We start from the raw sequence: 12221 nt of genomic DNA, 5'->3' as shown, positions 1-12221 counted from the left end.
ACTTTTAGCGAACCCCGACCATAGCGGCGGATTTCTGCGCAAGGAATACCTAGTACTGGGTAGATCGCGCTAAGTTGGCTAATTAATCAGACCAGTTTGGCCTGTTTGTTGAAAAATTCAACGCAGCGGCGCGCGGCTTTGTGGCATTGACGCCACGCCCGCATCAGGGCCATCCTGCGATTCGAACACATAGACGCGCGTGTAACGGCCAACGGCCCAAAGGAGCAGAATTTGCGGCAGTGGCTGGCAAAAATTTTCAGCGTTAAGTTAAGCTATGGGCAGAAGGTTTTCCTTCTCGCCACTGTGCCGCTTGTACTGGCCATGCTGACGGTGGGCTTGCTGGTTCTGCGCGAATCGCGCGATATGGCCGACCGAGAGATCGCAGGGCTTGAAGCGCAGTTGATTGCCGCCAAGAAGGCCGAGTTGAAAAACTATCTGTCTATTGCCCGCACCGCCTTTGGCCCGATTTACGGCAATGCCTTGCCCGATGACGCAGCCGCCAAGCGGCGTGTTTTGCAGATTTTGGCGGCAATGACCTATGGCACCGAAGGCTTCTTTTTCGTCTATGATTATAACGGCAAAAATCTGGTTAGCCCGCGACAGACGTGGCTGATTGAAAAAAATTGGGCCGGACTGCGCGATACCGCAGGAACACCTGTGGTGGATGAGCTTATTCGCCTTGCGCGCCAAGGCGTGGGCTATCACACTTATGTTTGGCCAAAACCCAGCTCAGGGCAGCCCGCGACGATGGTGTCCTATGTCATTGGGTTGCAAGATTGGCGTTGGGCGATTGGCACGGGCATCTTCATCGACGATGTTCTTGCCTCGGTCGCCGCAGCGCGGGCCGACACCGAGGCGCGGGTACAGCGGACATTCCGCAATATTGCCTTCATTACGCTGGCGTCGGTGCTTGCCGTGTTTTTATCGGGCCTGTTTTTAAACCTGCGTGAACGAAGGCTGGCCGAAGACAAGCTGAAGGCATTGACGCAGCGGGTGTTTGACACCCAAGAAGAAGAGCGCGGCCGCGTCGCACGCGAATTGCATGACAGTATCAGCCAGATCTTGGTCGGCGTTCGCTACACGTTTGAGCTGGCGCGCCGCAGGCAGGCGACGGGTGACGCCCGCGCAAGTGATAGCCTAAGCGCCGGAATTGAGCATTTGAACGGTGCCATCCAAGAGGTCCGCAGGATCAGCCGCGACCTGCGCCCCGGCGTGCTGGATGATTTGGGTCTTGGGCCAGCGCTGAAATCTATGGCCGAAGAGTTTGGCACGCGCACGGGTATCAAAGTGAATTATGAAACGAACCCCTTCCGCAACCGCTTGGACCAAGACAGCAAAATCGCGCTGTTCCGCATCGCACAAGAGGCCCTGACCAATATTGAGCGGCACTCGGGGGCGACCGAAGTCAATATGCTGGTGCGTGGCACCAAGACAGGGGCCATTTTGCGGGTGCAAGACAATGGCCGCGGTATGAATGCCGGCAAAGCAGAATCGCCCGGGTTGGGGCTGCGCAATATGGCCGAACGGATGGAACGATTGGACGGAACGCTGCGTATTCTTTCCACCAAGACAGGGATGATGATTGAAGCTCAGGTGCCACTAAGCCATATGTTGCCACCGGCAAGCAAAACACCTGCCCCAAAAAATCCGGCCCCCAAAACAAAGGCTAGCGTATGACACCCCCAATCCGCGTTTTGATTGTTGATGATCACCCGATGGTCGCCCAAGGCATCAGTGCGATTTTAGAAACCTATGATGATATTCAAGTGGTGGGAACGCTGTGCAACGGGAACGAGGCAATCGAACAGATTGCGCGGCTCGACCCCGACGTCTTGCTGCTCGATTTGAATATGCCATTGATGAATGGTCTGAACGCGACCGAGATTATCTTGGAACAACGCCCCGACACCCGCATCCTCATTCTGTCGATGCATGACAGCCCTGAATATATCAGCACGGCCCTTAGCCACGGCGCGATGGGCTATTTGCTAAAGGACGTGCCAACCGAAGAAATCAAACTGGCGATCGACGCCGTGATGGGCGGCGTACGTTACCTCTGCTCTGGGGCGGAAAGTGCGATAAAACCGGTCGGCGGCGGCACGCGAGAGGCTTTGACCAGCCGCGAACAAACCATCCTATTGGAACTCGCCGTTGGAAAGTCGAACAAAGAGGTCGCCTGCGCCTTAGACATCTCAGTTCGCACTGTCGAAACCCACCGCAAAAACATCAAACGTAAACTGGGCATCGCCTCCACCGCAGGCCTGACCCGCTACGCGATGGAACACGGCGTGCTGCAAGGCACCGGAAACTGACCCCCACAATTGACCATTGCGCACAGACCTCGCATTTCATCTTGGCCTAAATACCTAAAACCCCAAAGGGGCCACAGCATCTATCTTTCGTCATGCAAGCATCGGCACCAATGATTTGGCGCGCCGTCGCAGTATAGGCCAAATTTCTATGCCACCAATCTGCGCGCCCCTGACGGCAATAATTTCAATGCGGTCTGCGATCACCCCGCGGCGCTGCCGGTCATATAAACGGCTCGTTTCGCTAAATTGGCCCCTGCGCCCCATGAAGGCGCAAGAATATGCCATAAACTTCGCGCTTCTTACGTCCACGGCAGGGGTTTTGTAATTTTCGATAAGTTTTTTTCACTGAAACGACACTTTATTCCAGCTTTTCGGTGTTGACGCGCCTTTTGCCCCGCCATATGGTCGCCCCAGCACTCAAAGGGTAATCAAATGAACAATCTTGTGGTGGTCATTTTAATAAGGCGTATGGGCCGGTAGCGGAAAACCCTTTCCAAACCCCATGCGCCCCCGATTTACCCTCGGGGGCTTTTTGTTGCGATAAGGCCGCGAATTGCGGCGACAGAGGAATGATACGATGGCACAGGCGAATACTGGCCCAGAGATGTCTGGAGCGGAAATGGTGGTTCAAGCCATGAAGGATCAGGGTGTTGAGGTGGTCTTTGGCTATCCCGGCGGCGCGGTCCTGCCCATTTATGACGCGATTTTTCAGCAAAACGACATTCGCCATGTCATCGTGCGCCATGAACAAGGGGCCGTGCATATGGCCGAAGGCTATGCCCGCTCAACCGGTAAACCCGGCGTTGTTCTGGTAACCTCGGGCCCTGGCGCGACCAATGCGGTAACAGGTTTGACCGATGCGTTGATGGACAGCATTCCGCTTGTGGTTTTCACCGGTCAGGTGCCTACATTCATGATCGGCACAGACGGGTTCCAAGAGGCCGATACCGTTGGCATTACCCGCCCCTGCACCAAGCATAACTGGCTGGTAAAAGACACCGACAAGCTGGCCGAAACCATCCATCAGGCGTTTCATGTTGCCACCCAAGGCCGCCCCGGCCCTGTGCTGATTGACATCCCCAAGGATGTACAATTTGCGACCGGCACCTATATGGCGCCGCAAAAGGCCAAAGTCAGCCACTATCAGCCCCAAATGAAGGGCGATATCGAGGCCATCACCCGGATGGTTGAGATGATGGAAACCGCCGAGCGCCCTGTATTTTACACCGGCGGCGGCGTTATCAACTCGGGCCCAGCCGCCAGCCAATTGCTGCGCGAATTTGTTGAGGCGACAGGCTTTCCGATTACCTCAACCTTAATGGGCTTGGGAAGCTATCCGGCCTCGGGCGATAAATGGTTGGGCATGCTGGGGATGCACGGCACCTATGAGGCCAATCTTTGCATGCATGGCTGCGATCTGATGCTGAACATCGGCGCGCGGTTTGATGACCGGATTACAGGCCGCATCGCCGATTTTAGCCCGAACAGCCGCAAGGTGCATGTCGATATTGATGCATCCAGCCTGAACAAGGTGATCCGCGTTGATGTGCCGATTTTGGGTGATGTTGGCCATGTGCTGGAGGATGCTTTGCGCCTGTGGAAAGCCCGCGGTCGCAAGGTGAACAAGCCTGCGCTGGACAAATGGTGGAAACAAATCGCCGAATGGCGGGCGGTGAATTGCCTTGATTATCAAGGCTCGGATACCATCATCAAACCGCAATATGCCTTGCAGCGTTTGGAAGCGCTGACCAAAGGCATGGACCGCTATATCACGACCGAGGTCGGCCAGCACCAAATGTGGGCGGCGCAGTTCCTTGGCTTTGAAGACCCGAACCGCTGGATGACATCGGGTGGCTTGGGGACGATGGGTTACGGCCTACCTGCATCGATCGGCGTGCAGATTGCGCACCCAGAAGCGCTGGTGATCAACGTCGCCGGTGAGGCTTCGTGGTTGATGAACATGCAAGAAATGGGCACTGCGATGCAGTTTCGCGCGCCTGCCAAGCAGTTCATTTTGAACAACGAGCGTTTGGGCATGGTGCGCCAGTGGCAGCAATTGCTGCACGGCGAGCGCTATTCGCAAAGCTGGTCGGAAAGCTTGCCTGATTTTGTAAAGCTGGCCGAGGCGTTTGGGTGCAAGGGCATTCGGTGTTCGGACCCCAAAGACCTTGATGATGCGATCATGGAGATGATCAAATATGACGGGCCGGTGATTTTTGATTGCCTTGTTGCAAAGCATGAAAACTGCTTCCCAATGATCCCGTCGGGCAAGCCGCATAATGAGATGTTGTTGGGCGATGCAGATACGGCTGGGGCTATTGGAAGCAAGGGCGCTGTGTTGGTCTGATAGATCGGTTGAGTTAAAAGGGTCCGGGGTTTCACACCCCCGGACCCGAACCAAAAGCCGGGGGTTTCACACCCCCGGACCCCCGTGGGATATTTTTACCGAAAAGAAAGGGCGCAAAGCATGTCGCCGTTGAAAATTAAGCAAGGGTCTACAAGTCATTCGGCCTATGATCTGCGCGATCCGAATGGAGACGTGATCGAACAGCACACGTTGGCTGTTTTGGTCGATAACGAAAGTGGTGTTCTGGCGCGGGTTATTGGTCTGTTTTCGGGGCGCGGCTATAACATCGACAGTTTGACCGTGGCCGAGGTGGACCATGAGGGCAAGCGGTCGCGGATTACGATTGTCACGCGCGGCACGCCGCAGGTGATCGTGCAGATCAAGGCGCAGCTTGGGCGGATTGTGCCAGTGCATGAGGTGCATGATCTTACGGTCGAGGGGCCTTCGGTGCAACGTGAGTTGGCGTTGTTCAAGGTTGCAGGCAAAGGTGACGCGCGGATTGAAGCCTTACGTTTGGCCGAGATTTTCCGAGCCAATGTGGTGGATAGCACGCTGGAAAGCTTTGTCTTTGAGATGACTGGCACGCCAGAAAAGATTGATGCTTTTGCAGACTTGATGAGGCCTTTGGGCCTGCGCGAGATTGCGCGGACGGGTGTTGCGGCACTGTCGCGCGGGGCGTGATTTCAGACTTGGACCAATAACGGAAGGGCGCCCGAATGGGCGCCCTTTTTGTATGTTGGATCGGAGTTATTTACGCGCAAGAAGCATTTGCGCTTGGCCGGTCATTTCGGGTTCGTCCCAACCTGCCGAGCCATCAGTGTCAACCATGTTAAACTCAGCTTGGCTGACAGTCGGGGATACGGCCAGCACCTCGCCAATATCAGCCGAACCGTCACCATTGCTGTCAAGCGTGCCGAGGGAAACCACGCCGTCACCCTCTGTCATCAGCTGACCTTTGGCCAGTAGCATCATCGCGGTTCCGGTCATCTCAATCTCATCCCAGCCGCCAGAGCCGTCTGCATCAACCATGTTGAACTCGGCTTCGGTGACTGTTGGCGAGACTGCCAGAACCTCGCCCATGTCAGCCGAGCCATCGGCATTGGTATCAACGCTGCCAAGGTCAAGCTTAATCGCAGGGCCACTGGATTCTGGCAAATGCTTGAGGAGCATTTCGGCGGCCATCCCGAATTCGGTGTCATCCCAACCGTTGGAACCATCCGTGTCGATCGAGTTATACTCTTCTTGCGAAATTGTCGGTGCAACAGCGCGCACCTCACCAAAATCTGCGGACCCATCGGCGTTTGTATCAAGGTCGGTCAAGGTCACAGCCGAGGCTGCAGCAACAGTAAGAGCAAGGATCGACGCGGTTGTGAATGCAAGCTTTTTCATGGTGTTCTTCCTTTACAATTTGGGCGACCAGGCGGCAGTTGCTTCCTGTATCGCTATGCAAGGACAACACCGCGAGCGGCCCGTTCGTTCCAAGTTGCGCCATGACTTTAACGTGACCACCGCGCCGCAGATTTATGGGAACCATTTAGCGCCCTTCGAACTGGGCTTTGCGTTTTTCGAGAAAGGCAATCACGCCTTCCTTAAAGTCTTGGGTCTGGCCACAGTGGCCTTGCAGCCGCGCCTCGAGCGCCAATTGCTCATCCAGCGTGTTGGAATGGCTGCTACGGATGGCCGTTTTAACAGCCGCATAGGCCGCCGTCGGGCCTGTGGCCAAATGCAGCGCACGGGCCTGCCAATGGGCGGAAAAACTATCATCGGGGATGGATTCGTAGATCATGCCCCAGCTTGCGGCCTGATCGGCGTTGATCTTATCAGCAAAAAGTGCGGCCCCCATCGCCCGTGCGGCGCCGATTTGGCGTGGCAGCCAATAGGTGCCACCAGCATCAGGGATAAGGCCAATGCGGGTGAAGGCCTGAATAAAGCTGGCCGATTGCGCCGCGATCACCACATCGGCGGCCAGCGCAAGATTGGCCCCCGCACCCGCCGCCGCACCGTTCACCGCCGAAATTGTCGGGATCGGGCAATCATAAATGGCGCGCAGCAGGGGCTCGTATTCATCACGCAAAGTGCGTTCAAGGTCGATATTGGCGATCTTGGCACGGTCGCCCAAATCCTGCCCCGAACAAAAGGCGCGCCCTGCTCCGGTTAGCACCAAGACACGGGCTGATTGGGCAGCGGCCTTGACAGCATGGGTCAACTCGGCCCGCATTTGCGACGATAACGCATTCATCACCTCGGGTCGGTTTAGGGTAATCAGGCCCAGACCGTCGGTTTCAGAATAGGTGATGGTTTCATAATGCATGGCGCTGTTCCTTTGCTTTGATCGCAGCATAGCGGGCGGCGGGCCAAGGAACAGCAGAACGATACGTCACTTTTTCAAAATCTCGGCCAACCGTTTTTCTTCGTCTTCGGACAGGTCGGTCGAAGCAGTATCCCCCACGCCGCGCCGTTTGCGGATATAGGCCGCAGCCACCCCACCGCCCATCAGCAGCATCGCAGGCCCCGCGATCCACAAAATCAGATTGGCACCTTTGGACGTTGGGTTCAGCAGCACATATTCGCCGTAGCGATCGACGATATACTCCATCGCGGCCGCGTCAGTATCACCCGCAACAAGGCGTTCGCGCACCAACAGCCGGATGTCGCGGGCCAAATCGGCGTTGCTGTCATCAATGTTTTCATTGCGGCAAACAAGGCAACGCAGGTCTTTGGACAAGGTTCTCGCGCGGGCCTCCAGTGCCGGATCAGACAAAACCTCATTCGGTTGCACGGCAAGCAATGGCGTGGCGATCAGGGCGAGCGCCAAGGTGAGCGCGGGAATACGACTTTTCATTCTGCGGGCACCGTCTTGATGGCACGCGCACGCGCCCCCGCTGCCACACGGTAACGGCGATCGGCCAAACTGAACATCCCACCAATCGCCATCAGCAGCGCCCCGCCCCAAATCCAATTGGCAAAGGGTTTGTAATAGCTGCGCACCGCCCAAGACCCATCATCCTGCGGATCACCGATCACCAGATACACATCGCGGGTAAAGCCATAATCAATGCCCGCCTCGGTCGTTGGCATGCCCGCCACAGGGTACACGCGTTTTTCGGGGTGAACCGCGGCCACAACCTTGCCGCCTTTGGCCACCGTCATCGTGGCCATGGTGGTAAAGTAGTTCGGGCCGGTTCCCTTTTCGACATCGGCAAGGGTTATGGTATAGCTGTGCAGATCAAAGCTGTCGCCAACATTCATCGTGCGGATGTCTTCAACCTGCCACGCATGCATCGCGGCGACGGCAAAGACCGTGACACCAAGGCCAGTATGGGCGATAGATTTGCCCCAATCAGCGCGCGGCAACCGCAGGATGCGGACGAACCGCTGACCAATAGACCCACGCCCTGCCCGCAGCCACAGATCGACGGCGGCGCCAAACACGACCCAAGCGCCGAGTGCAAGGCCGACAGGCCCCAGCGCGGAACGCCCGGTTTGCATCGCATAGGCCAACAGCCCCAGTGCAACAGCCAAAGCCGCAGCAGGGATCAGCGCACGCAAAGGCCGGCCCAAAACCGCACGTTTCCACGACAAAATGGCACCCAAAGGCATCAGCAACGCGATGACCACCATGAACGGCGTGAAGGCTGCGTTAAAGAACGGCTCGCCAACGCTCAGTTTACGGTCCCACAACAACTCGGCCACTAAAGGCCAGATCGTCCCAACGAACACCACAAAGCAAGCCACAGCCAGCAGCAAGTTATTCGCCACCAACGCGCTTTCGCGGCTGACGGGGGCAAACAGGCCCTTGGCCTCCATCGCTCCGGCACGGGCGGCAAACAAAATCAACGCGCCGCCCATAAAGAACGCAAGAATGAAAAGGATAAACACGCCACGCTCGGGGTCATTGGCAAAGGCATGGACCGAGGTGATGACGCCGGAACGCACGATAAACGTACCGATCAGCGAGAAGCCAAAAGCAAGGATGGCCAGAAGAATCGTCCACGCCTTTAACGCCTCACGCTTTTCCACAACGATGGCCGAGTGCAGCAGCGCCGCACCAATCAGCCACGGCATAAAGCTGGCGTTTTCAACCGGATCCCAGAACCAAAAACCGCCCCAGCCAAGCTCATAATAGGCCCACCAAGACCCCAAAGCGATGCCGATGGTCAGGCAAATCCACGCGGCCAGCGTCCAAGGACGGACCCAACGGCCCCAAGCGGCATCAACCCGGCCTTCAATAAGTGCCGCCACGGCGAATGAAAATGCCACCGACATGCCAACATAGCCAAGGTAGAGGAACGGCGGGTGAAAAGCCAAACCCGGATCTTGCAGCAAAGGGTTCAGGTCATGGCCGTTAAACGGCGGCACAGCCATACGCAAAAACGGGTTAGAGGTGAACAGCATAAACATCAGGAATGCCACGCCGATACTGCCCTGAACCGCCAGCACCCGCGCACGCAATGTTGGCGGCAGGTTGGTGCCGAAAAACGCCACCGACGCGCCAAACAGCGCCAAAATCAGCGACCACAGCAGCAGCGACCCTTCATGGTTGCCCCACACGCCCGATACTTTATACAGCATCGGCTTTAGCGTATGCGAGTTGTTGACAACCAAGGCGACCGAAAAGTCCGAGGTCACAAACGCATAGGTCAGCGCGGCAAAACTAAAGGCAAGCAGCAGCAGTTGCACACCTGCCGCCGCCCCCCCGACTGCCATCCAGCCGGTCCAGCGTTTATGCGCACCGATCAGCGGCATGACGGTTTGAATTATCGCCACGGCAAGGGCGAGAATAAGGGCGAAATGGCCAAGCTCGACGATCATAAGTGGCTTCCTGTTCACAAGATTAATCGCACCGTAGCCTGAAACATCCGCGGGGCCAATGGGGATGCGTTAAGCCGTCGCAGGGGGCCGCATAAACTTGCAGTGAATAACCCTATTTTCGTGCCCCCGCACGGCGGGTTGACAGCAATAGATTGGTTTCCGAGGTGACCACCCCGTCAATGTCGCGCACGCGAAACATCACCTCATCCAGTTCGGGCAAGGTTGCGGTGCCGATCTCGGCAATCAAATCCCAGCGGCCATTGGTCGAATGCACCGCCTGCACTGCCGGAATCCCCGCCAGCCGCGCCATGGTTTTCTCGGCACCGCGCCCTTCGATCGCGATCATCATCAGCGCGCGCACAGGCAAGGCCGAGACATCACCGCGCGTCAGCACAGTAAAGCCCATCACTTCTCCCGCCGCTTGCAAGCGCTCTAACCGCGCCCGAACCGTGGCCCGCGCAAGGCCCAAACTGCCTGCCAGATCCGAGAGTGAGGCGCGGCCATCACGACGCAGTGCCGCGATTAGAGATTGGTCAGTATCATCCATTTTGGTAACCTATATTTTCAAAATGCGCGTATCATCGCGCGAATTGGTAAAAATGTAGCTTTTTTCTGCCAGTTCAGTAAAGCAAAACAGTACAAACCCAAAACGGAGTATCCCATGGCCAAGACTTGTATTCTGATCGGCGCCCCTATTGATGCGGGCCAACAGCGGGCGGGGTGTCTGATGGGGCCTGCGGCCTACCGTGTGGCGGGGCTTGCGCAAACCCTGCGCGATCTGGGGCATTCCGTGCAGGATCTGGGTGATATGACCATGGTGCCACAAACCGATGCGCAATGCGAAAACCTTGCTGTGCATTCCCTGGCCGAGGTGGTGGGCTGGTCAAAAACCTTGCGCAGCGTCACCGATACCGCGCTGAACACGGGCTTTCCAATCATTATGGGCGGCGATCACTCATTGGCGTTGGGGTCGGTTGCGGGGGCCGCAAAACACGCGGCGGCCAAAGGCAAACCGCTGTTTTTGCTATGGCTTGATGCGCATTCCGATTTTCACACCCCCTTGACCACAACCAGCGGCAACCTGCACGGCACACCGGTTGCCTATATTGCAGGGCGTGACGGGTTTGATGCCTTTGGACCCTTCCCCGCCGTTATCCCACCCGAAAACATTTGTCTGTTCGGCATCCGCTCGGTTGACCCTGCCGAGCATGCCGCGCTGCTGAATCATGATCTTGAGATCAACGATATGCGCGTGCTGGATGAGCATGGCATCGTCAAACCCTTGCGCGAGTTTTTGGATAAGGTCGTGGCGGCGGATGGGATGCTGCATGTGTCGCTAGACGTCGATTTTCTTGACCCGTCGATCGCGCCGGCTGTTGGCACCACGGTTCCGGGCGGCACCACAATCCGCGAGGCCCATCTGGTGATGGAACTGCTGCATGAAAGCGGCCTTGTCACCTCGCTTGATCTGGTCGAGTTGAACCCGTTTTTGGATGAGCGCGGGCGTACTGCACGGCTGATGGTCGATTTGGTGGCCTCGCTGATGGGGCGCAAAGTGTTTGACCGGCCAACACGCAGCTTTGGTGGATAATAGGGGATTGAAATGCCTACGCCATCCAAGCAAGCCTATGTGCCTTTTGTGAGCGTTGCCAATATGATGAAGCTGGTTCTTCATATTGGAATTGAACAGGTATTGGTCGATTTGGCCGCCGAAATAGAGGCGGATTTTCGCCGTTGGGAGGCGTTTGAAAAAACGCCGCGTGTGGCCAGCCATTCGGACGTGGGCGTGATTGAGTTGATGCCAACGTCGGATGGGGAAATCTACGGGTTTAAATATGTGAACGGGCACCCAGCCAACATGAAGAAAGGCTTGCAAACCGTTACAGCCTTTGGACTTTTGGCAGATGTTCAGACGGGCTATCCGATTTTGCTATCCGAGATGACCATCCTGACTGCGCTGCGCACAGCCGCGACATCAGCGATGGCAGCCAAGTGGTTGGCCCCGAAAGAGGCGCGTGTGATGGCGCTGATTGGCAACGGCGCGCAGGCGGAATTTCAGGCCCTCGCGTTCAAAGCCGTGTGTGGCATACACGAGGTTCGGCTCTATGATATTGACCCGACTGCCACAGCAAAGTGTTTGGCAAATCTGCGCGATTGCGGGCTGAGGGTGACGGCCTGCAAAAGCCCGCAAGAGGCGATTGAGGGGGCGCAGATCATCACAACCGTTACCGCCGATAAGCAGCAAGCGACGATTTTGACGGATAACATGGTTGGCGCGGGCGTTCATATTAATGGCGTCGGTGGGGATTGCCCCGGCAAGACCGAGTTACACCGCGATATTCTACTGCGATCTTCGATATTTGTTGAATATCCGCCCCAAACGCGGATTGAAGGCGAGATCCAGCAATTGGCGCCTAATCATCCGGTAACCGAGCTGTGGCAAGTGATTGCGGGCCAAGCCGAAGGGCGATGGGCTGCGGCAGACGTGACACTGTTTGACAGTGTGGGGTTTGCCATCGAAGATTTTACCGCCTTGCGCTATATTCACAGGAAAGTTGCCGAGCTTGGGTTTTGTGAGCAATTGGATATGGTCGCCGACCCGGACGATCCACGCGATCTTTTTGGGATGTTGCTGCGTTCGGCGTGATGCCGGACAAACCAACCCGAATGTTCGTCGAAAATTAAGGGTGCGCTCGCGCCCCCTCGGGGCATTCGCCCCTCACCCCCTGAGGATATTTTTGAACAGATGA

Annotated in this window: 11 protein-coding genes; 6 read left to right on the top strand and 5 right to left on the bottom strand. The window is 56.7% G+C overall.

Features of this window, described 5'->3' with window-relative positions:
- Window positions 1-231 precede the first annotated feature (231 nt).
- From ACEN2J_RS05760 to ilvN, 4 genes are all read left to right on the top strand, one after another.
- A complete protein-coding gene (locus ACEN2J_RS05760; RefSeq protein WP_442104020.1) occupies window positions 232-1677 on the top strand; it encodes a cache domain-containing protein in 1446 nt (481 codons plus the stop codon).
- Window positions 1674-2312 carry a response regulator transcription factor gene (locus ACEN2J_RS05755; RefSeq protein ID WP_442104019.1) on the top strand — a complete coding sequence of 213 codons (639 nt, stop codon included), beginning with the start codon at window positions 1674-1676 and terminating at the stop codon, window positions 2310-2312. The genes ACEN2J_RS05760 and ACEN2J_RS05755 overlap by 4 nt, the downstream gene beginning before the upstream one ends.
- Window positions 2313-2889: 577 nt before the next feature.
- The gene (locus ACEN2J_RS05750) at window positions 2890-4659 is read left to right on the top strand and encodes an acetolactate synthase 3 large subunit (RefSeq protein WP_442104018.1); all 1770 of its coding nucleotides are present in this window, start codon (window positions 2890-2892) and stop codon (window positions 4657-4659) included.
- Window positions 4660-4779: 120 nt separating this feature from the next.
- On the top strand, window positions 4780-5340 hold the full coding sequence (gene ilvN, locus ACEN2J_RS05745) for an acetolactate synthase small subunit (RefSeq protein ID WP_442104017.1): 561 nt from the start codon (window positions 4780-4782) through the stop codon (window positions 5338-5340).
- A gap of 66 nt (window positions 5341-5406) precedes the next feature.
- On the opposite strand, the gene ACEN2J_RS05740 is transcribed toward ilvN, so the two are convergent.
- From ACEN2J_RS05740 to ACEN2J_RS05720, 5 genes are all read right to left on the bottom strand, one after another.
- On the bottom strand, window positions 5407-6048 hold the full coding sequence (locus tag ACEN2J_RS05740) for a hypothetical protein (protein WP_442104015.1): 642 nt from the start codon (window positions 6046-6048) through the stop codon (window positions 5407-5409).
- A 145-nt stretch (window positions 6049-6193) separates the two neighbouring features.
- Window positions 6194-6970, bottom strand: coding sequence for an enoyl-CoA hydratase-related protein (locus ACEN2J_RS05735; RefSeq protein ID WP_442104013.1), 777 nt, complete (start codon window positions 6968-6970; stop codon window positions 6194-6196).
- Window positions 6971-7036: 66 nt separating this feature from the next.
- Entirely contained in the window at window positions 7037-7501 is a 465-nt protein-coding gene (locus tag ACEN2J_RS05730; protein ID WP_442104011.1) for a cytochrome c-type biogenesis protein, read from the bottom strand.
- On the bottom strand, window positions 7498-9471 hold the full coding sequence (locus ACEN2J_RS05725) for a heme lyase CcmF/NrfE family subunit (protein WP_442104009.1): 1974 nt from the start codon (window positions 9469-9471) through the stop codon (window positions 7498-7500). The genes ACEN2J_RS05730 and ACEN2J_RS05725 overlap by 4 nt, the downstream gene beginning before the upstream one ends.
- A gap of 112 nt (window positions 9472-9583) precedes the next feature.
- Entirely contained in the window at window positions 9584-10018 is a 435-nt protein-coding gene (locus ACEN2J_RS05720; protein ID WP_442104008.1) for an Lrp/AsnC family transcriptional regulator, read from the bottom strand.
- Between the two features lie 114 nt (window positions 10019-10132).
- Between ACEN2J_RS05720 and rocF the strand changes: the two genes are divergently transcribed.
- Both rocF and ACEN2J_RS05710 read left to right on the top strand, forming a co-directional pair.
- Complete coding sequence (gene rocF, locus ACEN2J_RS05715; RefSeq protein WP_442104006.1) at window positions 10133-11062, top strand: arginase; 930 nt, start codon at window positions 10133-10135, stop codon at window positions 11060-11062.
- Window positions 11063-11074: 12 nt separating this feature from the next.
- Entirely contained in the window at window positions 11075-12118 is a 1044-nt protein-coding gene (locus ACEN2J_RS05710) for an ornithine cyclodeaminase (protein ID WP_442104004.1), read from the top strand.
- The last annotated feature ends 103 nt before the right edge of the window (window positions 12119-12221 follow it).

This window comes from Pseudorhodobacter sp. W20_MBD10_FR17 (assembly GCF_052119765.1).
Classification (GTDB): Bacteria; Pseudomonadota; Alphaproteobacteria; order Rhodobacterales; family Rhodobacteraceae; genus Pseudorhodobacter.
Note: the sequence above shows the minus strand (reverse complement) of the source record. Positions and strands in the feature narration are given on the sequence as shown.